Genomic DNA, 21,327 nt, shown 5'->3' on the forward strand with positions numbered 1-21,327 from the left:
GCTCAGTCCCAGCCGTCGGACTCCTCGACGCCGAAGTTGAACCCCTCCATGTCGGGACCGTCGCCGTCGAAACCGGGGTCCCAGTCGGGGTCGTCGTTCGCGGGCTCCGCGGGCTCCTCGCGGGTGAGGTCGTCGAGGTCGACGGTCTCCATATCGTCGTCGAGTTCGGGGAGGTCCGTGGAGTCACCGAGTGTGAGCGCGTCGAGTTCGAGGTCGTCGACGGTGCCGGAGAACTCCAGCTCCTCGGCGACGGCCTTGAACTCGTCGTGGGCGGTCTCGTAGTGCTCGTCCGGGTCGTCGACACGCACGTCGTCGAGGCCGAAGGAGTCGTTCTCGACCCGGACGGTCTCCGGTTCGCTCTCGCCGCCGAAGGTGAACGTCTCCTCCTCGCCGTCGTCGTCGAAGCCCCAGTCGTCGTCATCGTCGTCGGACCACGCCAGCTCCTGGTCGTCGGTGACGTCGTCCCAGGAGATGTCGTCGCCGTCGTCCGCGACGGACTCCTCGGTTGGGTCCGCGTCGGTCTCGGCCGGTAGCGAGAGCGCGTCCGGGTCGAGGTCGTCGAACGGATCGTCGTCGGTCTGTCCCTCGTCGGTGTCGGTGATGGTCTCGTCGATGTAGGTGACGCCGCCGTCGTCGTCGTCGGTCGTCTCCGACCCCTCCTCGTCGCCGTCTTCGCGCCCCACCCCGAGCGCATCGTAGACGGCGGAGAGCCCGGCACTGACGACGCCGATGCCGGTCGACTGCCCATCGGACCTGCCCACGGTCATACCTCTCATACTGGAGCAGCTCCAGTTAATTCTTTCCCAACAGAATCCGAACAGAAACCTGTTGGCCAGTCAACGTGTGCCACGGTGGCCGGCGGGGCGACCGGAACGCACTTCCCCCGACGGCGGCCACTCGCGGGTATGTCGTTCGACTGGGAGCGGGACTTCTACGCGGCCACGGACTGGGACCGCGGTGCCTACCTCGGCGGCGAGGCGATGCCCGGTCATCTGGAGCGCTTCTTCGAGCGCGTCGGCGTCCCCGAATCGGTCGCGGACGTGGGCTGTGGCCCCGCGCTGGTCCCGTTCGAGCTCGCACCCGGGTCGCCCGACACTGACTTCTACTGCTACGACGTTGCGCCCTCGGTCGTCGAGGCGAACCGCGAACGGGCGGCCGAGGAGGGCCTCGACAACCTCCACTTCTCGGTGGCGGGACTCCCCGACCTCGGGGTCGACAGCGAGTTCGACCTCGTCTACTGCATGGCGACGCTGTACTTCGTCGCGGACGCCGAGCGCGCCGTCACCGAACTGTACGAGCTGGTCGCGCCCGGCGGGACACTCGTCTGCAACTACCCGAACCGCTACACGAAGGTGTGGGTGAACGAGGACACCGACGACACGCGGCGCGCGGCGTTCGAACTCGTCGGCCGCGGCGAGAACCTGCTGTCGTACGATTGGATCGGCGAACTGCTCGGTCGCACCCCCCGGAGCTACTGGTCGGCCGTCGGCGCGGGCGACGCCGACTACGCCCGCCGGTCGAGCCCGGCGGTGTACGTCACGAAGCCGGAGTAGCCCTCAGAGCCGGTTCTCGGCGAGCGTGTTCTCGTTGACCCAGACGAAGCCGTCGTCGGTCTCGCGGCGCTCCGCGGGCGAGGGCGTCGCGGGGTCGAACGTCTCATCGAACTCGATGCGGACTTCGTCGCGCTCGGCGGCGGGGAACTCCGGGACGAACTCGTCGTCGTCCAGCAGGCCCTTCACGGAGATACCGCCGCCAACGTGGATGGCCGCTCCGTAGGCCGCGAGCCGGTCGTCCTCGCTGGACTCGACGTCGACGCCGAAGTCGTCGTCGGTGATTCGGGCCTCCGTGCGTTTCGGGCCGGTACCGGCGAGGTCGGTCACGTCGAGTGCGTCGTCGTCGCGCCCCTCGTCGGCGGGCTCGCCGACCGACTCGGTCGCCGCCTCCTCCTCCAGCTCGTCGAACACGTCGCCGAGCGCGTCGTCGGCCGCCCGCGAGACGGCCGGGCCACCGCCACGGAGCTCGAAGCCGTCGGTGCTCGAACCGGTCGTGTCGGTGTCGTCGCCGGTCGAGCCGGCATCCTGGCTCCCCGCTGGTGCAGTGTCGACCGCCGTGGCCGCACGTGCCTCGATACCTTCGTCTGCCGTCGCCTCCTCGCCGTCGGCCGGCAGGAGCCCGTCGCTCCAGCCATCGTCGGCCACCGAGGCGTCCGTCTCGCTGTCGTCGTCGGTCTCGCTGTCGTCGTCGGTCTCGCTGTCGTCGTCGGTCTCGCTTCCGTCGGCTGCAACGTCGGCGTCTTCGTCGGCTACGGGGTCGTGTGCGTCGTCGTCGTCCTCGCCGCCGGGGTCGAGCACCCAGTCGTCGTCGTCCCAGAACGGCGTCGTGTCGTCGTCGGTGCCGGGGCTCTCACCATCGTCCGCCTCGCCTGCTTCGTGGCCGGCGTGTGTCTCGCCCGCGTCGTCCCGGTGGTTTGCATCGTCACCGACGAAGTCGATGAGGTCGGCCGGGTCGTCCGTCGTCCCCGGATCGTCCGCCGTCGTCCCCGGGTCGTCCGCCACGAACCCGCCCTCGTCGTCGAGGACGGCGTCGGGGTCCGCCTCGACGGGGGCGTCGAGGTCGGCGACGCCGGTGGCCCGGTCGGGGGTGCGGTCCGCGAGCGAGGGCCCGTCGGTCTCGGTGACCCAGTCCGGGAGCGGCACGTCGTCGCCGTCGCCGGGGACGTACGCGCCGGGCTGGTACTTCGCGAGCAACGGCCGGTCGAACACCTCGACGCGCGGGCCGTAGGACTCGTCGAGGCGTGCACGCTCGTCGGTCTCGACGAGCGCGAACCGCCAGCGGTCGGTCCCGTCGGAGAGCTGGACGAACTCACAGCCGAGCCCGTACAGCAGCCGGACGTTCACCGCGTCGACGAGCGCGGGCAGGTTGTAGTCGCCGAGTGGGGTGTCCGGGTACTCGAACGGGGCCTCGCGGGTGATCCCGTTCGCGTCGGTCACCGAGAGCGTGTAGGGCCCGGGCGATTCGCCGTCGGCCGAGACCGGTCGGCCGTGGGCGTCCCGCATCGAGAACGACCAGTCGATGGCGTCGAAGACCGATTCGAGGTGGGTGGCCGGGGCGTGGCTCCAGTAGCGGGCCGGCGCATCGATACCGCGGTCCGACGCGACGACGACGTCCCGCAGGAACTCCGTCGGGTGGCCTGCCGCCTCGAGCGCGCTGGCGAGTGCACCCTCGGAGGCCGGCGCGTCCGTCCGAGCGCGCACGTCCGCGACGGAGACGCCGAACGAGCCGAGTACGTCGGCACAGACGACCGCGTCGTGCTCGTCCTCGCGTCGAGACCGGGAGGTCATCGTCCCGAGTTGGCCGAGCACGCGGTTAAATATTTCTTGCTAGCTATTGAAGAAAACGGCCCACCCCGGTCAGGCGCGGTCGCTGTCGAGGTCGATGTCGAGGCTGTCGAGGAGTTCCTCGGCCTCGGCACGCTTCTCCTGGTGGTCCTCGAGGAACTCGCGCATCAGCACGGCGGCCTGTTCCTTGCATCCACCGCACAGACGCTCGCCGTTGACGCACTCCTCGTACACCTCGGTCGCGAGGCCGTCGTCGTCGTTCGCGAGCAGGTAGGCGTACAGCTCGTAGACGGGGCAGTCGTCGGCCTCGCCGCCGAGCTCGCGCTGTTCCTCGGCGGTCTCCCGGCCGCCGGTCGTCGCCGCCTTCACCTTGTCGTAGCCGTCCTCCGGGTCGTCGAGCAGGCTGATGTGGCTCGCCGGCACCGAGGAGGACATCTTCCCGCCCGTCAACCCGGTCATGAAACGGTGGTAGATGGACGACGGCGGGATGAAGCCGTAGCCGCCGTGGTCGACCTCGACCTGCCGTGCGAGCTCCGCTGCCGCCTCGGCGTCGAGTTCGAACGAGTCGACGTGGCCCTCGTAGACGCGCTTCTCGCCCTCGACGGCGTCGACCAGCCCTTCGAACGCCTCGTCGGTCGCCTGTCGGTCGAAAAAGCGCGTTCGGGGCCGGAACGGCTCCATACCGGCGGACTGGAGCTTCTTCACGACGCTCGCCCGGGCGGACTCCTCGATCTCCGGTACGTCGACGCTCGGCCGGTCGGACTCGAAGTCGACCCCGCTCTCGCCGTGGGCGAGGTACTGGGCGGCGTGGACGCAGCGGACGGTCGTCTCGGCGTCGCGAACTGCGGCCAGCTCGGAGAGCGCGTCCCACGCCTCCCCGAGCAGCTCCCGTTCCGCGTCGTCGGCCTCGAAGCTCGCGTACGCCTCGGTCACCTTGAAGAATCGCATCCGGGTCGCGAGGTCGCGCGCGAGGCGGATGTGCGGGTCCTGGTCCGGCCCGACCGGGATGACCGTCGGCTTGGGCTCGTCGAGCTGCGGGTAGAGGATGTCCGCCATCTGGGTGACGACGCTCTGCATGTGGCTCACGTCCGTCTCGCCGTCGAAGCCGTAGATGGCCTGCAGCTCCGAGTAGTTCGCCTCGATGCCGAGCTCGAACGCGAGGTCCTGCAGCTCGCGGTTGTCGGACTGCCGGTACAGCTCCCCGTCCTCGGCGTCGAAGCCGAGCGCGAGCAGGCTCAGGAGGTAGTCCCGGGAGTGCTCGTCGATCTCGTCCCACGTCAGCCCGCGGGCGGAGTGGGCTTCGAGGTCGGCGATGAGCCCGTAGGCGTCGCCGCCGCGCTCCTGGTGCCAGATTATCTCGTCGAACACCAGCTTGTGCCCGATGTGCGGGTCGCCGGTCGGCATGAAGCCCGAGAGCACCGCGAACGGCTCGTCGTCCCGCATCGCCGCCGCCACGGGGCGGTAGTCGCGGTGGCCGAAGATGACCCCGCGTCGCATCAGGTAGTGCGGCTTCGGGATCTCGGGCAGCAGCTCGTCGAACTCCTCGATGCCGAACTCCTCGAACAGCTTCCGGTAGTCCGCGACGGTCGAGGAGCCCCACGGGTCCAGCGCCACGTCGTCGGCTCCCTCAGCCGCCGCGTCGCCCCCGTCGGGCAGCACGTCGTCGGCCGGTGGAGCATCCGTATCGCGCGTCATCTGTTACCGGAACGTGGCGCTGGCGCGCGCAAAAAGCTTCGCTTGTGGGCCGTCGTCGGCCACCCAGCCGTCCTACTCGGAGAGCCGGACCGTGACGACCGGCACCGGCGACGTCCGGACCACCTGCTCGGCGACGCTCCCGATGAAGTAGTGGTCGAGCCCGGTCCGGCCGTGGGTGCCCATCACGACCATGTCGACCGGCTCGTCCTCGACGAACCCCAGAATCTCCTTCCGCGGGACGCCCTCGCGCCGGTACGTCTCCACCGGCAGGTCGTCGGGCAGCGCCTCGACGGTCCCCTCGATGGCTACATCGGCGCGCTCGCGCTCCGCCTTGTCCCAGACCTCCGGCGAGAGGCCGCTGGTGGGGCTCTCGAATCGGTTCCGCGTGTCAACGACCGAGAGCACGTGGACCGTCGCGTCGAACCGGTCGGCGAGGACCGCGGCGTGCTCGGCTGCGGCGTCGATACCGTCGCTCCCGTCGGTCGGCAGGAGGATATCGTCGTACACACCGGATGGCGCGTCGGGAGCGTCTTCAAACCCGGGATTGCGGGCTCGGTGGGGGCTCAGAACCCACCGGTCGCCATGAGGAACAGCGCGACCGCGATGACGGCGAACAGCACGCCGACGCCCTTCTTGATGGTCCCCGTGTCGAGTGCCGCCGAGACGTACGGGGCGATCTGACCGCCGAGGGTCGCCGCCGGCACGGTCCAGACGACGATGTCCCAGCGGGTCGTCGCGAGGTTCATCGTGTGGCCGCCGACGAGGCCGCCGCCGAAGACGTGGACGAGGGAGGCGAGGACGGCCGTCGTCGCGACGACGATGTGGTTGGTGCCGATGGCGACCCGAACGGGGACCTTCGTCCGCAGCATCGAGATGATGCCGAGTTCGCCGATGCCGAAGCCGGCCAGCCCCTGGAAGATGCCGCCGACGCTGTAGTTGAGGAACCGTTCGACGTAGCCGCCGCGGGAGTACTCGTAGTCGTTGCCGTCGCGGTCGACTCGCGTGACAATTCCGTCGGCGTTGGTGGAGACACCCGCCGGGCCGAGCTTGTCCGCGTCGTTCGGGAGTTCGGCTCCGCCGTCGGCCGACACCTGCTCCGCGCCGTCGTCGCTCCCGGCCGGCTCCTCGTGGCCGAGGTCGGCCCGGAACAGCAGGTAGGAGGCGGCGAGCAGCGCGATGCCGAGCAGCGCGTGGAACAGCGGCTCGGGGATGATGAACGAGAGCAACGCGCCCGCGACGACGAACGGCACCGCGCCGAGGACGAGCGACCCGGCGAGTCGCCGGTCGACCAGCCCGTACTGGATGAACGCGAGCGAGGAGCTGGAGAGGCCGAACGACTCGCTGATGAGGCCGATCTTGACGAGCGTCTCGGGCGAGAGCCCCTCGCCGGTGATGACGGGGTAGATGAAGATGAGGAACGGCACGAACAGCGCGGAGCCGCTGATTCCCACCGTGTTGACGATGGTGGCACCGGTGAGGAAGAAGAAGAATATCCACCAGTACTCGAGCCAGTAGCCCGCCCCGGGGTCGCCGGTCGGTGCGAAGGAGTATACACCGACGACGAACAGTACCGGCGCGAGGAACACGAACACGTGCTGGTACTTGAGGAAGGTCTTCTGGATGCTCCCAGACGACGACGGGTCGTTCATTGGGGGTACCGGCACCGTTGGGAGGTGGGGTATAAGTGGATTTTCGTCTCGGATGGTCTGGCTGGATTAATCACCGGGTTTCGAAATCGAACTGTTCGACGGCGTCAGCGTCTACCGAATCCCGGTTTCGGGGGCTGGCCCTAGAATGCCTAATATTTATCCCGTGGGTCGTGCTAGAGTGTAACGTATGAGTTTTCCAGAGGGGCAACCCGAGCCGAGCGAGCGGACGCCAGTAGACGACAGTGGTGATGCGGTCGACCCCGCCCCGAAGGATGGCCCGTTCTCGACGCTGCTCGACCCGATCCGGCGACATTTCGACACCTGGGCCGGACGCTACGTGGAGATGCGCGTCGAAGCCAGAACCGGTCGTCGGGAGTAGCGTAGCGGTCGACTTCTTCCTGCGGTTTCCGCGACGACCAGCGGCGGGTCTCGCCGGCGCTACCCCCGCCAGCTGAGACAGGTCGCCGCCCAGGTGTATCCGGTGCCGGCGGCGAGGAAGAGCACGTCGTCGCCGGGTTCGACCCGCCCCCGAGACAGCCCCTCGTCCAGCGCGAGAATCTGGTCGGCGGACTGGACGTGGCCGTAGTCGTCGAGGTAGTAGGCGTCCGACTCGGGGTCGCAGCCGAGGTCGTCGCAGAGGTACTCGTGGAACGACCGCTTCATGTGCGTCACGGCGAGGAAGTCGACCGACTCGACGCCGGAGCGGTCCATCGCCGTCTCTGCGACCTCGCGGAAGTTCGGCAGGCTCACCTCGGCGAGCCGTTCCTTCATCGACTCCTGGTCGGGTACGTCGAGCGTGTGCAGCCCGGAGTCGACCGTGTCGTGACTCGGCGGGCGCTTCGAGCCGCCGGCGGGCATCACCACGTCGTCGGCGAACGAGCCGTCGGTGACGGCCGCGCTCTCGCCGACGGTCGCCCGAACCCACTCCTCGTCGGGGTCCGATTCGAGCACCATCGCGCTCGCACCGGAGCCGAAGTTGAACATGAACGACGAGCGCTCGTTGCCGTAGTCGACGAGGTCCTCCTCCCGGCTCGCTGTGACGAGCAACGCGCGGTCGACGTGGTCGGCGAGCAGCTGCGCCTTAGTTTGGCGGATGGCCAGCGGCGCACCGGCACAGAGTGCGTACGACTCGTTCGCGTAGGCGTTCTCCGCCCCCAGCTCCTCGGCGATGGCGGCCGCGGCCGACCAGACGACGTGGTCCTTGTACTCGCTGCCGTGGTAGCACACGAGGTCGAGGTCCGCCGGTTCGAGTCCCGCGTCGGCGAGAGCCTCGCGGCCGGCGGCGACGGCCATGCCGGTCGCGTGGTCGTCGTCGGGCGGACAGACGTGCTTCTCGCGCAGGCCCATCTTCTCGACGACGACCGCCTCGGGGATGCCGCTCTCGGCGGCGATCTCCGCGCCGGAGACGGTCTCGTCGGGGACGTAGGTGCCGTAGCCGGTGAGCGCGACGGTCGTGTCGTCGGTGCCGCCGTCGGGTTCGGGCCCGCCGCGGTCGGGCCCGGTCCCGCTCACAGCTTCCACCCCCTGACGCGACCCTTCACGGCCTGTGCGACCTGTCCGGCGACGGTCCCGCCGAGGTACGCCCGGAGCGTCCCGAGCAGCCCGTTGGGCACGTACAGCACGAACAGGACGAACAGCAGGCCGATGTAGAGGCCGGCGCGTCCGTTGAGGAACACCTCGATGGCCTCGGCGACGGTGAAGCCGTCGATGATGACCGTGTTCAGCGTCCCCTCGCCGAGCTGGCTGCGGAGGTACGGCAGCAGCCCGCCGCCCTCCTTCGTGAGGAACTCGTGCAGCCCCTCGTGGAACAGCCGGCCGAACAGCGGCCCGGCGACGGTGCCGAAGCCGCCGATGATGGACGCGAGCAGCGCGTCCCCGGCGGTGAGGAAGTAGAACGAGTTCTCGGGTGCGACGGAGGTCCGATAGCCCGTGAACAGGCCACCTGCGACGGCTCCGAAGAACCCCGAGATGGCGAACGCACCCATCTTCACGCGGAACGTGTCGTAGCCGACCGCGCGGGCGCGCTCCTCGTTCTCGCGGATGGCGATCATCGCCCGCCCGAACGGCGAGTGGATGATGCGCTGCATCGCGAAGTAACAGACCAGCACGACCAGCCCGACCATGTAGTACGACACCTCGCCCGGGCCGAGGGCGATGGTGTGGCTGATGGGGGAGAGCGCGCCGATGCCGGTCATCGCCGCGAAGTCCATCCCCCAGGTGAACGTGTCGCCCTGGAGCTGGCCGATGGTCATGTTCAGCGAGTCGACGTACGGAACGCCGATGGCGAAGCCGTCCTGCCGGCCGAGGACGGCGATGCCGTCACGCGGGTTCGCGCCGACGTAATCCCAGTTCGAGAAGAACACGTAGAGGATCTGGGCGAACCCGAGCGTGATCATCGCGAAGTAGACGCCGGTGAGTCGGAACGCGACGGCACCCATCAGCAGCGCCATGACCACGGCGAGCAGTCCCGCGAGGAGCAACAGCACCATGAACGGCGTGCCGTTGCCGAGCAGCGGTACCTTCCCGTTCGCGACGAGGATGACGAAGTACGCCCCGAGGCCGTAGAACGCCGAGTGGCCGAACGAGAGGTACCCCGTGTAGCCGCTGATGAAGTCGAAGCTCATCGCGAACAGGCCGAAGTAGAACACCGTGATCATCGTCTGCACGCGCGGCAGGAACATCGCCATCTCCGCGCCGAGCGGCGAGCCGATAGCGAAGGCGTGGACGAACGGGTAGAGCCCGAAGAACGCCACGACGAACGCGTGGACGACGTGCTCGCGGAGGTAGTCGACGAGGTAGTGCTCGTCGGTGGCCGTCTCGGCCGCGACGTCGGTGGAGTCGGCCGTGGCGGCCGCACCGCCGTCGGTTTCGGGCGTGTCGGTTCCCGCGTCGGTGTCGTCCGCCGTCACGTCGGCGGCGTCGGTCGCACCCTCGTCGGGCGCGTCGGTGGGGTCGCTAATGGCCACCCACCTCCTCGACGCCGAACAGGCCCTGCGGACGCAGCACGAGCGTGCCCACGAGGATGAGGAAGATGAACAGCTCCGGCAGCGCGGAGAAGCCCACGATGTCGCTGGTGAACAGCTCCGTCGTGAACGCGTCGACGAGACCGACCAGCAGCCCGGCGACGACGGTGCCCCGGAACGTGCCGAGGCCGCCGACGATGACGACCACGAACGCGGGCAGCAGCACCTCCGCACCGAGGTCGATGCTCGCCGCCCAGGCGCTGTCCCACATCAACAGTGCACCGGCGACGCCGGTGATGCCGACGCCCACGCCGAAGACGACGGTGAACGCCTGGTGGACGTTCACGCCGAGGGCCTGGGCCATCTCGCCGTCCTCGCTGCCGGCACGGATGTAGAGACCGTACCGGGTCCGGGTGAGGAACAGCCAGACGCCGGCGGTGATGACGATGCCGAGCAGTATCTGGAACACCTCCAGCCCCTCGACGCCAAGGCCGAACACGTCGTGGGTCTTCGAGATGATATCCGGACGGGTTCCCTGTGCGGCCAGCCAGTCGGTCGACGGCTGGATGTCGTAGAACAGCAGCACCATCCGAAGGAGTTCCTCCAGCACGAGCGTGACGCCGAACGTCAGCAGTATCTGGTACAGCGGCGGCCGGTCGTACAGCGGCCTGATGAGCGTCACCTCCATCGCGCCACCGAACGCCGTCAGCAGCGCGAACACGACGACGATGGCGACGAAAAAGAGCGCGATACGGCCGACGTTGCCGGTCGCACTCGCCGCGAAGGTAACCATCACGAGTCCGCCGAGGTAGGCCCCGATGGCGGTCAGCGAGCCGTGTGCGAAGTTGAGCACGCCCATCAGGCCGAAGATGAGCGTCAGCCCGGCGGCTATCATCACGTAGAGCGACGCCTTCGCGAGCCCGTCGAACAGCACCCGCGCGAGCACCGACGGGTCGAGGAAGTGCAGGAGTGCGTCGACGAGCGAGACGAGCGGGATCACGTCAGGTACCTCCGTATCTCCTCGTCGTCGGCGCTGACGCCCTCGGTCGTGTCCGAGTGGACGACCTCGCCGTGGTCCATCAGGTAGAACCGGTCCGCCAGGTCCATCGCGAGCGGGAAGTTCTGCTCGACGAGCAGCAACGAGGCGTCGCTGGCGACCGCACGCAGCGCGTTCGCCACGTCCTCGACGATCTGGGGTGCGAGCCCCTCGCTGGGCTCGTCGACGAGCAGCAGCTCGTTCTCGCCGACGAGGCCGCGGGCGATGGCGACCATCTGCTGCTGACCACCGGAGAGGTTGCCGGCCTTGCGCTGCCGGAACTCGCGGAGGTCGGGGAACGCCTCGAACGCACGGTCGAGGTGTCTGACGACGCCCTCGCCGTCTTTCACGGCGACCTCGATGTTCTCCTCGACGGTGAGCTGGGAGAACATGCGTCGGTCCTCCGGAATCCAGCCCATGCCGGCCTGTGCGACGTCGTGGGTCTGCCGGCCGGTCACGTCCTCGCCGTCGAAGGTGACGGTGCCGTCACGCGGCGGGGTCAGCTGGAGTGCGGTCCGCAGCGTCGTCGTCTTGCCGACGCCGTTGCGGCCGACGAGCGCGACCGTCTCGCCCGGGTCGACGTGCAGCGAGACGCCTTCGAGGATGTGGCTCTCGCCGTAGTACGTGTGCACGTCGTCGAGTTCGAGCAGGTGGCTCACGCGACGCCACCTCCGTCCTCGCCCGTCGCTCCGCTCCCGTCACCGCTGTCGTCGCCGGCGGTCGGCGCGTCGGGGTCGTAGCCGCCGAGGTACGCCTCCTGCACGGCGTCGTCGTCGCGCACCTCGGTCGGCGGGCCGTCGGCGATAAGTTCGCCCTGGTGCAGGACGGCGATGCGGTCGGCGAGGTCCATCACGACGTCCATGTTGTGCTCGACGAGCAGGACGGCGTGGTCGGTCGCCACGTTCCGGATGAGGTCGACGACCTCGTCGACGCTCTCGGAGGAGACGCCCGCCGCCGGCTCGTCGAGCAACAGCACGTCGGGGTCGCCCGCGAGTGCGACACCGAGCTCCAGCTGGCGCTTCTCGCCGTGGCTGAGGTTCTGTGCGATGTCGTCTGCCTTCGCCGCCAGCCCCACCCGTTCGAGGATGGTTTCGGCCTCGTCGACGTACTCCGGGAACGCGCCGACGTTGCGCCAGAAGCGCGTCGTTGCGTCGCCGTGGGCCTGTGCCGCGACGCGGACGTTCTCGCGGACCGTCGTCGTCGGGAACAGGTTGGTTATCTGGTACGACCGGTGGAGGCCGGCGCTCGCCGTCTCGTGCGGTGCGAGCCCGGTCAGGTCGTGCCACCCGTCGTCGTCGTGGAACTCGACGCTGCCCTCGCTGGGTTCGAGCTCGCCGGTGAGCAGGTTGAAGAACGTCGTCTTCCCCGCCCCGTTCGGGCCGATGAGCGCGCAGCACTCGTCGCTGTCGAGGCCGAACGAGACACCGTCGACGGCGGTGATGCCGCCGAAGTGCTTCGTCAGCCCGTCGGTGCGTAACACCTGGTCCGCCATCGCCTACAGGTCGCAGCCCATCCCGGGGTCGTCGGCCGGGATGGTCGTCTGGTCCTTGCCGACGCGGGCGACGGGCTCGCCGGGCATGATGCTGGCTCCCCAGTTGTCGGCCCACTCGTCGCTCGTCGGCACGGGGTACGCGACGGTCACCTCGGAGCGCGCCTGGTTGTTGTACTCCTGGTAGGTGTACGCGTCCGCTCCCTTCGGGGTGTCCGCGACCGTCATCCCGCGCATCGAACCCGCGATGTCGATGCCCTCGGTCGAGCCCGAGGCCTGCACCGCCTGGTGTAGCGAGGAGGCCGCGGTGAACGTCCCCGAGGTGAACAGGTCCGGCACCTTCCCGTAGGCGCTCGTGTACATGTCGACGAACGCGGTGTTGATGTCGTTGCTGTACTGGTTCCAGTGGTACCGGGTCGTGAACGGCCCGATGCGCGAGTCGCGGATCTTCTCTGCGGTCAGCGGCTCGCCGAGCAGGTTCGTCAGGACCTGCCCGACGACCGCGTTCGTGATCTCCGTGGCGAAGCCGCCGAAGACTCGCATGTCGTAGCCCGCCGCGGTCGTCATGAAGTTCGGCAGCGTGGCGACCGTGAAGCCGGGGACGACCGCGTCGGCGTTCGCGTCCACCGCGGCCTCGAACAGCCCCTCGAACTCGGAGTACCCCTGCGGGACGAACCGTTCGCCGACGATCTCGATGCCGTTGTTCTCCAGCACCGTGCGGTAGTTGTTCACGACGGCGCGACCGAACGAGTAGTCCGCACCCATCAGGAACACGCGCTGGATGTCCGTCTCCTGTGCGGCGTACGTGCCGCCGGAGCGGGCGTCCATCGCCGTGTTCTCGTTGGCGCGGAACACCTGATCCGAGCAGGTCTCGCCGTTCGCCGTGATGTCGGCCGAGGCCGCCGGCCCCGCGATGAACGGGATGTCGACCCCCGACGTGTTCACGACGGTCTGTGCGACGCGCGTCGCCGACCCCGACGAGGAGCAGCCGAAGAGCACGTCGACTCCGTCCTGCTGCACGAGGTCGGTCGCTGCCGTCTGTGCCACGTCCGCCGAGAACTGCGTGTCCTTGAAGATGAGCTCCCAGGTCACGTCGCCGTCGTCGATGGTCCGCGTCCCGGTCTGGACGTCGGTCAGCGGGTCGGAGTCCGTCCGGTAGGCCAGCCCCGAGAGGAAGCCCCAGATGGACTGCATCCCGTAGTACTGGAGGTCGCCGGACATCGGCTGCATGATGCCGACCTTGACAGTCCCCGAGGCAGACACGTCCGCCTGGGTCGTGGTCTGCTGTCCACCACCGTTCGTCGTTCCCCCGTCCGTGGCTGTGTTCTGCGTCTCCGTGCCGTTGCCGTCTCCACCACTCGTACACCCGGCCAGCGCGCCGGAACTGAGTGCACCCAACGTGGCCATCATTCGTCTTCGTGAAATGCTCACGCGCGACATACTCGATACTATCGAATCAAGACGGGCAAGAATTGCGAGGTTAACATGTTAAACCGTCAGTCGTCGAGTTCGGAGAGCGCGTCGACGACCCGTTCGACCATCTTCTGCTGACCGCGCCGCAGGTTCTTCGAGACGGCGGGTTTCGAGACGCCGAACTCGTCGGCGAGGTCGCCCAGCGTCGTCTCCCGCGGGCTCTCGAAGTAGCCCTCGTTCGCCGCCGTCTCCAGCGTGGTGCGCTCCACGTCCGAGAGGTCGCGACAGCCGCCGATGAGCGTCATCGCCGCGCCCGCGTTCTGGACGATGTCGTTCATCGACGGCAGCGTGACCGAGTCGCGCTCGACCACGTCGAACTCGTTCGCCTTCTCCAGCTCCGAGAGCGTGCCGTCGGCGCGTCCCTCGTCGTCGAAGCCGACGTGCCACATCTCGCTGCCGTCCTCGATGTAGAACGGGCCCGTGATGTAGCCGTCGTTGCGCCGAATCGTCTCCATGGCGTCGGTCTGACCCATCACCGTCTTCAGGTGCGCCACGTCGTCACGCTTGGCCAGCAGGTCGATCTCGTGCATGTGGTCGTGCTCCTGCAGCGCGTGCAACCCGTTGTCGAGCGCCCCCCTGTCTGCCCCTTCGACGACCATGCGGCATTCGAGCTCCTCCGCGACCGGGTGGAACTCCCAGTGCGCCGCTGCGAACGCCACGTCGTGGTCGGTGGTGGTGTCGATGAACGGGCAGTCGTACTGCTGCATGTCCACCGAGAGATCTATCATAATCGTTCGTGCCTAGTGTTCACACATCAGTACGTCTGTTCATAAGCGTTTCTTTCCCAACGACTGTTTCGGCGCCGGAACGCCGGAAAAAAGCAGCGTCGAGGCCTGCGCATCACTCGCGCGCGAGGCGGAACGCGACCGCGAGGCCGAGGAGTATCATCCCGGCGACAGCGATTTTCACCCCGAACGGGGGTCGGGACGCGTCCTCACCTGCCGTGGCCGCCATCGCTGGTCCCGGTGGTGCTCCCGCGTCGGCGACCGTTGTGGCAGGAGCCGGCGACGCCGCGCCGGTATCGGCCGCGGTTCTCGAGTGAGGTGCCATGGTGACGTTCTCTCCCCCCGTCGAGGCCGACTGGTTCAGCGGTTTCCAGTCGCTCCCGTCGTGTCGGTCTCCGTCACTCCCCGGACCTCCTGGGCTGGTCTCTCCCCCGTCGCCGCGTGCCCCGTCCGCGCCGTCCGCGCCGCCACCGTCGCCTTCGCCGCTTCCTCGGTCGTTCTCCACTCGGGTGTCGGTGCTGGCGTCTGTGCTGTCGGCCGGGCCGTTCGCGTCGAAGTCGGCCGTGCTTTCGGCCTCGAACGTGGGCTCGTCGCCCGCGTCGGGGCCCGGTACGGTGCCGTCGGCGACGGTCGCCGAGCCGGTTTCGAACGCAGTCACCCGCTGTGCCAACTCGTCGTCCACCGGATTCGCGAAGTCGTCATCCTCGGTCCCGGTGGCTCCGGGAACCGTCTCTTCCGACGCCAGTTCAGGGTTCTCGGCGGTCGTGCCCACCGACGAAACCGCCTCCCCAGCCGGTTGGTTCGCCTCGCTCGTGCCGGGGCTCGCCAGGTCGGCCGGGTCGTCCGTGCCGGCGTATTCCTGTGGCACCTCACCCGTGTTCGCCTGCTGTTGTTCGCTGACCTGGTCCTGCTGCTCGGTAGCTGTCCCGCCCCCCATCGTCGCGGCGACGAACGGTGCACAGAGCACCGCCACCACGACGAGACAGACCAGCCACAGCCTCGGCTTCCGCTCGCTCCCCCGGCTCTTCCGGTAGCGTATCGACATTCGCTTCCCCCCTATCCGCACCCCCCACGCCGCCGGTGGCCCCCACCACCAACGGCGATTCGCTTCGCGGACGCTGCGGTATAGTTACTGTATATTCGGTACTCGAATAAAAATAACTTTCGACATTGTATATAAAGTAAATTTATAAATGGGGTGTGGTGGCATGCCTCTCTCACTACGGTGGGAACGGCTCCACAGAAACGGACCGTCCGGCTGCCTGGCCGGCAACCAGCCGTCTACTCCCCGCCGAACTCCCGCGCGATGCCCTCGCGGTCGACCTTCGACGGGCCCGACGTGGGCATCTCGTCGACGAACGCGAGGTGGCGCGGGCGTTTGAATCGGGCGAGCTTGCCGTCGAGGAACGCGGTCAGCTCCTCGAGGGTCAGGGAGTCGTCGCCCTCCACGACGGCCTTGCCGACCTGCCCCCACTGCTCGTCCGGGACGGGGACGACGACGACCTCGTCGACCTTCGGGTGCCCGGAGACGACGTCCTCCACCGCGGCAGGGTAGACGTTCTCGCCGCCGGAGACGAACATGTTCTTCTTGCGGCCCTCGATGTAGACGTAGCCCGCGTCGTCGCGGCGGGCGAGGTCGCCTGTCGACACCCACCCCTGCCCGAACGTCGCCTCGGTCTCCTCGGGCGCGTGCCAGTAGCCCGCTGCGGCGTGCGGGCTGGCGAGTTCGAGCTCGCCGACGGTGCCCGGGTCGACGGGGTTCCCCTCGTCGTCGACGATGCGCACGTCGACGTGCATCGCGGGGACGCCGACGCTGTCGGCCTTCTCGTGGGGCCAGTTGGTCGGCATCGTGAAGTTGTTCGGCCCGCACTCCGTGAGCCCGTAGCCCTGCGAGAGATCGACGCCCCGGTCCCACCACGCCTGCATGACCGACGCCCGGCAGGGGCCGCCGCCCGACTTGACGAACCGGAGCGTCGAGAGGTCGGCGTCGTCCCAGCCGTCGGCCTGCGTCATCATCCGCAGGACGGCGGGGACCGCGACGAGCAGTGTGGCATCCCGTTCATCGACGATGGAGAGCACCTCGCTCTGGTCGAACTCGCGCGCGATGACGACCTCAGCCCCGAGGTGAAACAGCGGGACGGTGATGACGTTCCAGCCGCCCGTGTGGAACATCGGGAACACCATCGGCGTCACGTCCTCCGGGCGGAGTCCCCACGCAGTGATGGTGTTGACCGAGTTCCAGGCGATGGTGCCGTGCGTGAGCACCGTCTCCTTCGGCGTCCCGGTCGAGCCGCCCGTGTGCAGGAACATGTGGGCGTGGTCCTCGTCGACGCCCGCCGGCTCGACCGGCGAGTCGTCCCCGGGCAATGCCTCCTCGAAGGACTCGTGACCCATCTCGCCCAGTCCGAGCACCGGGCCGTCGTAGTCGCAGGCGTCGTGGTCCAGCGCGTCGGCAATCAGGTCCTCGAACGGCTCCTCGACGACGAGCAGCGACGGGGCCACGTCCGAGAGCAGTTCACCCAGTTCGCGCGGGGCGAGCCGGTGCGACAGCGGCGCGAGCACGCCGCCGGTCTTGCCCGTCGCGAAGAACAGGTCGACGAGCTCCGGTCGGTTCCGCGAGACGACGGCGACCCGGCCGCCGACAGTCACGTCTCCGGGGTCGCCCTCGCCCGGGGTCGCCCGCCCGGCCCCGCCGACGTTCGGCATCGTCTCCGCATCCTCGGCGTCGACGCCGTACCGCCGGAGGAGCCGTGCGACGCGGTTCGCCCGTCGGTCGAGTTCCGCGTAGGTGTACGCCTCGCCCGTCGTCGCGTCACGCAGTCCGACGCGATCCGGAGAGAGCGACGCCCGCCGCTCGGACCAGGCACCGACCCAGCCGCCTGCCCGCTGTCCGGCGGTCGAGCCCGTTCCATCCCGGCCGTCGGTCCCGCCGGCTGTCCCGTCGTCCCCCGAACTACCCATCGTGTGCCTCCACACCCGCGTGCGCGTCGCCGGCGTGTACCGTCACGTGTCCCCGGATGTTCGCCGTCACGTCGTCCGCGGACTCGATGAAGAACAGGTGCGAGCCCCCCTCGTACAGCTCGAGTTCGGCGTTCGGGAGCGCCGCGGCCAGCCGCTCGCCGTTTGCGACCGGAAGCACGCGGTCGTCGGTGCCGTGGAGCACCAGCGTCGGCAGCGTCAGCTCGTCGAGCCACGGCGTGCTGTCGAAGGCCGCGACCGCGCCGGCCTGGGCGTTCCGTGCGGCCTCCGGCGCGTCGGAGTCGAGCCGCCAGTCGACGATCCGCTCGACGAGTTCCTCGTTCTCCGCGGCGAACTCCCCGGTCATCGCGGGCGTCATCTTGTAGCGGATGGCCTCGCGTTCGTCGTACTCCTCGGGCACGTCGAACATGTACTCCTGTGTCTCCGGGGGGGTCTCGACGGCGTCCTCGCCGCCGTGGGAGGTACAGAGCAGGGTCAACGAGACGGCGCGGTCGTGGTCCCGGGCGTACTGCTGGGCGGTCATCCCGCCCATGCTCGCGCCGACGACGTGCGCCTCGTCGATGTTCTCGGCGTCGAGGACCGCCTCGAGGTCGCTGGCGAACGCGTCGATGCTGTACGCCTCCGGGTCTTCGGGCACCTCGGACTCGCCCGTCCCCCGGTTGTCGAAGGCGACGGTCCGGTAGTCGTCCAGTCGCTCGCGCTGGAACCGCCACATCCAGCGCGCGTAGCCCAGTCCCTCGCAGAAGGCCACCACCGGCGCGTCCTGCGGTCCGTCCACGTCGTAGGAGATAGTCACCCCGTCGTTGTCCACGGTCGGCATAGCTGTGGCAACGATTGTCGGGATAGAAAAGACCCCGTTTTACATGTTAACCCCTAGCTTGAACCGGGTACGACGTTCCCCTTCGGACATGACAGTCGCGACGGTGGGGGACTCCGCCACGGTACGCATGACGGTATCGACCGACGAGATCGAGGACTACGCCGCGCTCGTCGGCGACGACAACCCGCTCCACGTGGACGACGGCTACGCCGCCGAGACGATGTTCGAGGGCCGCATCGCCCACGGGATGCTCCCTGCCGGCCTCGTCAGCGCCGCACTCGCCGACCTCCCCGGCGACGTGGTGTACGTCTCGCAGGACCTCGAGTTCCGCGCGCCGGTCCGCCCCGGCGACACCGTCGAGGCGACGGTCGAGGTCGTCGAGGACCTCGGCGAGGGCCAGCTCCGGGTCAGCACCACCGCCGAAGTCGACGGCACGACCGTCCTCGGCGGCGAGGCCGTCGTCCTCTCGCTCGCCCACGAGCCCGCCGAGGGCAGCTGCGAGGCCGAAGCCGGCGCGGACTGACGCTGTTCTGGCGTCGCTCGACGCGGGAGGTTTACGAATATTGTAGACTCTCCACTCTCGGGCGACCCTCGCACCAACCACCACGGCGCGCGGCTGACGAGGTATGCGGTACGGTCGCGGTCGGGTGGAACTTTCGAGGTGGTGACAGCGACTCGAAAGTCGGCTGAACACCACTCGACACATCCCGTTGAGACCGACCGTCGCGTTTATCCGCCCGCACTGGGAACGTGACGCCGATGGAGCGTCTCCACGCCCGGTACCCGTTCTTCGCGGCCGCCCGCGAGGCGGTCGACGCGGCGGCGGTCGACCTCGGCGAGCTGGTCGCCCGGCCCGACGAGCCGGCGGTCGACCGTGCCGTCGACCGGGTCGTGTCCGCGCTCACCGACCACACCATCGGCGAGCCCCACGGCGACGACCGCATCGAGCTGCTGTCGTACCCGGTCGCACGTGTCGTCGTCTCGCTGGTGGACGACCCGGTGGTCACCCGGACGTACGCGAAGGCGGAGGCCGCGACCGCCCACGAACGGGTGCTCGCGGACCTGGACGACGGGGACGGACTCAAGTTCACCAGCAACGACACCGACCTCACGGTCGAGCGGCTCCTCGCGGAGTTCGACCTCGACGACGACGTGGTGCCGACCGACGACGGCTACGAGGTCGCTGTCACGCGGTACCTGCGGCTCGCGGGCGACCTCGACGACCCGGACTGGCGGCTCCCACGGCGGAGCCTCGCCGACGGCCAGGTGCCGGTCACCCACGACGAACTGCTCGAACTGCTTCGGGCCGCCATCGAGGAGCGCGTCGCCGCCGGGCTGCCGTTCGCCGTGCCCGACGCCATCGCCGAGCACCTCGACCACGCCGTCGCCGCCGTCGAGGACGTGCTCTCGGACCCGGCCATCCCGACCGAGTTCGAGTCCGTCGAGCCGGCGGCGTTCCCGCCGTGCATGGACGCGCTGCTCGAGCGGGCCCGCGACGGCGAGGAACTGCCCGACCACTCGTGGCTCGTCCTGCTGTCGTTCTGTGCGACGGTCGGGATGCACGCCGAGGAGGTCGTCGCCATCGTCGACCCGGACGACGAGACGGTCGCCGAGCGCATCCGCTACGGGATCGAGCGCGTCGCGACGTCGGAGGGCGAGATCGCGTACCCACCGGTGTCGTGTGCAACGATGCAGACGTACGGCGACTGCGTGAACAAGGACGAGACCTGCGAGACCATCGCGCACCCGCTGTCGTACTACGAGGCACGACTCGCGGCCGACGACTGATTACTCGTCGTCGTCGAGGTCGAGCCAGTACTGGCGCGTGTAGCCGACGATGGTCATCAGGACGACGAAGCCGGCGATGGCGTAGGCGAGCATCTGGCCTCCCTGGGTACTCAACACACCCGTGTCGTTCCCGTAGGCCATCCCGACGTAGGCCATGGCGGCGATGACGGCCAGGACAGAGGCGCCGGCGACCACGACCTCCTTGACGGTATCAGCGTCCATCTCGTGTCGGCGTTTCAGTGGCCGGGACAAAAGCGTGTCGTACTTACGCGACCGACAGCGTCATCGGCTCGAACGACAGGAACGCGGTCTCGTACCCCTCGTGCCGGGCCACCTGCGGCGGGATGGTCACCCGGAGCGCTACCTCGTCGCCTGACTCCAGCGCGTCGAGGCCGGTGCCGTAGTGGTAGCCGAGCTCGGGGTCGAGGACGGCGTCGAGCTCCTCGTCGAAGACTGTCTCGCCGTCCCGGGTAACGGTCGCCTCCAGCCCGAGCCGGGGGACGAGCATCCCGTTGTACGGTGTCCGCGGCGAGACGGCGAGGTGGGTGCCCGCGTCGAACCGGTCCGCCTCGACCGCCTGCACGACGAACTGCGCGTCGCCGGAGCTGGCCGTGCCGACGGTCGTCCCCGGCAGTTCGTCGGCGGCCGGGGCGATCCCCAGCGGCATGTCCATCGCCGTCATCGCGCCGACCGCGGTCAGATCACCCGCCCGGTCCGGGGTGTTCTCGTAGGAGATGTTCCCCTTCTCGGCCTCGCTGTAGGAGAGGCCGAGGTCGATGCTCGCGGACTCCTCGAACCGTCCCTCGAACGAACCGGTCGTCCGGACGCCGCTCAGGCCGCCGATATCGACCTCGACGGTGTATCTCGCGGTGCCGTCGAGCGCGAAGTTCGCCCCGTAGTGAAAGCCCATCGGCTGGGAGAGCATCGGGTAGATGACCTCCTCGGAGACGACCTCGTCGTCCTTCGTGACGGTGATGCTGACGCCGGCGTCGGGGACGACGACCCCGGTCTCGGGGTCCCAGACCGCGACCATGATGTGGGCCGCGTCGTCGGAGTCGATCGAGTGCTTCGTGACCGCCGAGCCGGAGACCGTCCAGAACCGGTGCGGGTAGCTGTACATCACGGCGGCCGCGAAGTCGCCGTCCGTGCCCATATCCTCCATCTGCATCCCCTCGACGTGCGTGGGGTGGTAGACGGCGTCCGGGCGGTCGGAGAGGACCGGCGGCTGCCCGGCAGTCTGTGTCTCCAGCAGACCGAAACAGCCGGCCAGCCCGGCGCTCGCGGCCCCCGCCGAAGCCGCGAGAAACGTGCGTCTGTGCATGTTGCTGCCTCGGGGACTGACGGAAAAACGGCTTCTGGTTTGCCCGTCGAA

General features: G+C 68.8%; 21 protein-coding genes. 4 read left to right on the forward strand and 17 right to left on the reverse strand.

Annotation, left to right across the window (positions count from 1 at the left end; all coding sequences use genetic code 11):
- Window positions 1-2: 2 nt before the first annotated feature.
- Window positions 3-767: a hypothetical protein gene (locus NOW55_RS17030; protein ID WP_256401308.1), complete on the reverse strand. Its 765-nt coding sequence runs from the start codon at window positions 765-767 to the stop codon at window positions 3-5.
- A gap of 138 nt (window positions 768-905) precedes the next feature.
- Between NOW55_RS17030 and NOW55_RS17035 the strand changes: the two genes are divergently transcribed.
- Window positions 906-1,553, forward strand: a complete 648-nt coding sequence (locus NOW55_RS17035) for a class I SAM-dependent methyltransferase (RefSeq protein WP_256401309.1) — start codon at window positions 906-908, stop codon at window positions 1,551-1,553.
- Between the two features lie 3 nt (window positions 1,554-1,556).
- Here NOW55_RS17035 and NOW55_RS17040 read toward each other — a convergent pair whose 3' ends face one another.
- The 4 genes from NOW55_RS17040 to NOW55_RS17055 form a co-directional block, all read right to left on the reverse strand.
- A complete protein-coding gene (locus NOW55_RS17040) occupies window positions 1,557-3,341 on the reverse strand; it encodes a hypothetical protein (protein WP_256401310.1) in 1,785 nt (594 codons plus the stop codon).
- A gap of 69 nt (window positions 3,342-3,410) precedes the next feature.
- The gene (locus tag NOW55_RS17045) at window positions 3,411-5,033 is read right to left on the reverse strand and encodes a tryptophan--tRNA ligase (protein WP_256401311.1); all 1,623 of its coding nucleotides are present in this window, start codon (window positions 5,031-5,033) and stop codon (window positions 3,411-3,413) included.
- A 72-nt stretch (window positions 5,034-5,105) separates the two neighbouring features.
- Window positions 5,106-5,540 (reverse strand): universal stress protein, encoded by a 435-nt coding sequence (locus tag NOW55_RS17050; protein ID WP_256401312.1) that lies wholly within the window; start codon window positions 5,538-5,540, stop codon window positions 5,106-5,108.
- 56 nt (window positions 5,541-5,596) lie between these two features.
- Window positions 5,597-6,682 (reverse strand): sulfite exporter TauE/SafE family protein, encoded by a 1,086-nt coding sequence (locus NOW55_RS17055; RefSeq protein WP_256401313.1) that lies wholly within the window; start codon window positions 6,680-6,682, stop codon window positions 5,597-5,599.
- Window positions 6,683-6,869: 187 nt separating this feature from the next.
- Here NOW55_RS17055 and NOW55_RS17060 point away from each other — a divergent pair, with 187 nt between their 5' ends.
- The gene (locus tag NOW55_RS17060) at window positions 6,870-7,061 is read left to right on the forward strand and encodes a hypothetical protein (RefSeq protein WP_256401314.1); all 192 of its coding nucleotides are present in this window, start codon (window positions 6,870-6,872) and stop codon (window positions 7,059-7,061) included.
- Between the two features lie 59 nt (window positions 7,062-7,120).
- Here the strand turns inward: NOW55_RS17060 and NOW55_RS17065 are convergent, their stop codons facing one another.
- The 10 genes from NOW55_RS17065 to NOW55_RS17110 all read right to left on the reverse strand — a co-directional run bounded on the left by NOW55_RS17065 (window position 7,121) and on the right by NOW55_RS17110 (window position 18,167).
- Window positions 7,121-8,194 (reverse strand): 3-oxoacyl-ACP synthase, encoded by a 1,074-nt coding sequence (locus tag NOW55_RS17065; RefSeq protein ID WP_256401315.1) that lies wholly within the window; start codon window positions 8,192-8,194, stop codon window positions 7,121-7,123.
- Window positions 8,191-9,363 carry a branched-chain amino acid ABC transporter permease gene (locus NOW55_RS17070; protein ID WP_256401441.1) on the reverse strand — a complete coding sequence of 391 codons (1,173 nt, stop codon included), beginning with the start codon at window positions 9,361-9,363 and terminating at the stop codon, window positions 8,191-8,193. The genes NOW55_RS17065 and NOW55_RS17070 overlap by 4 nt, the downstream gene beginning before the upstream one ends.
- A gap of 274 nt (window positions 9,364-9,637) precedes the next feature.
- Window positions 9,638-10,645 (reverse strand): branched-chain amino acid ABC transporter permease, encoded by a 1,008-nt coding sequence (locus tag NOW55_RS17075; RefSeq protein WP_390293372.1) that lies wholly within the window; start codon window positions 10,643-10,645, stop codon window positions 9,638-9,640.
- A complete protein-coding gene (locus NOW55_RS17080) occupies window positions 10,642-11,340 on the reverse strand; it encodes an ABC transporter ATP-binding protein (protein WP_256401316.1) in 699 nt (232 codons plus the stop codon). The genes NOW55_RS17075 and NOW55_RS17080 overlap by 4 nt, the downstream gene beginning before the upstream one ends.
- A complete protein-coding gene (locus NOW55_RS17085) occupies window positions 11,337-12,173 on the reverse strand; it encodes an ABC transporter ATP-binding protein (RefSeq protein WP_303648766.1) in 837 nt (278 codons plus the stop codon). The genes NOW55_RS17080 and NOW55_RS17085 overlap by 4 nt, the downstream gene beginning before the upstream one ends.
- Before the next feature lie 3 nt (window positions 12,174-12,176).
- Window positions 12,177-13,580, reverse strand: coding sequence for an ABC transporter substrate-binding protein (locus tag NOW55_RS17090; protein ID WP_256401317.1), 1,404 nt, complete (start codon window positions 13,578-13,580; stop codon window positions 12,177-12,179).
- Window positions 13,581-13,666: 86 nt separating this feature from the next.
- A complete protein-coding gene (locus tag NOW55_RS17095; protein WP_256401318.1) occupies window positions 13,667-14,371 on the reverse strand; it encodes a helix-turn-helix domain-containing protein in 705 nt (234 codons plus the stop codon).
- A gap of 112 nt (window positions 14,372-14,483) precedes the next feature.
- Window positions 14,484-15,413: a hypothetical protein gene (locus NOW55_RS17100; RefSeq protein ID WP_256401319.1), complete on the reverse strand. Its 930-nt coding sequence runs from the start codon at window positions 15,411-15,413 to the stop codon at window positions 14,484-14,486.
- Window positions 15,414-15,649: 236 nt separating this feature from the next.
- Complete coding sequence (locus NOW55_RS17105; protein WP_256401320.1) at window positions 15,650-17,329, reverse strand: AMP-binding protein; 1,680 nt, start codon at window positions 17,327-17,329, stop codon at window positions 15,650-15,652.
- Complete coding sequence (locus NOW55_RS17110) at window positions 17,322-18,167, reverse strand: alpha/beta fold hydrolase (protein WP_256401321.1); 846 nt, start codon at window positions 18,165-18,167, stop codon at window positions 17,322-17,324. The genes NOW55_RS17105 and NOW55_RS17110 overlap by 8 nt, the downstream gene beginning before the upstream one ends.
- Window positions 18,168-18,255: 88 nt before the next feature.
- Between NOW55_RS17110 and NOW55_RS17115 the strand changes: the two genes are divergently transcribed.
- Window positions 18,256-18,690: a MaoC family dehydratase gene (locus NOW55_RS17115; protein WP_256401322.1), complete on the forward strand. Its 435-nt coding sequence runs from the start codon at window positions 18,256-18,258 to the stop codon at window positions 18,688-18,690.
- 236 nt (window positions 18,691-18,926) lie between these two features.
- On the forward strand, window positions 18,927-19,955 hold the full coding sequence (locus NOW55_RS17120; protein WP_256401323.1) for a DNA primase large subunit PriL: 1,029 nt from the start codon (window positions 18,927-18,929) through the stop codon (window positions 19,953-19,955).
- Here the strand turns inward: NOW55_RS17120 and NOW55_RS17125 are convergent, their stop codons facing one another.
- On the reverse strand, window positions 19,956-20,177 hold the full coding sequence (locus NOW55_RS17125) for a DUF7472 family protein (protein ID WP_256401324.1): 222 nt from the start codon (window positions 20,175-20,177) through the stop codon (window positions 19,956-19,958).
- A 43-nt stretch (window positions 20,178-20,220) separates the two neighbouring features.
- Window positions 20,221-21,276, reverse strand: coding sequence for a DUF7350 domain-containing protein (locus NOW55_RS17130; RefSeq protein ID WP_256401325.1), 1,056 nt, complete (start codon window positions 21,274-21,276; stop codon window positions 20,221-20,223).
- Between the last annotated feature and the right edge of the window lie 51 nt (window positions 21,277-21,327).

Source organism: Haloarchaeobius litoreus (genome assembly GCF_024495425.1).
In the GTDB taxonomy this organism is placed as follows: Archaea; Halobacteriota; Halobacteria; order Halobacteriales; family Natrialbaceae; genus Haloarchaeobius; species Haloarchaeobius litoreus.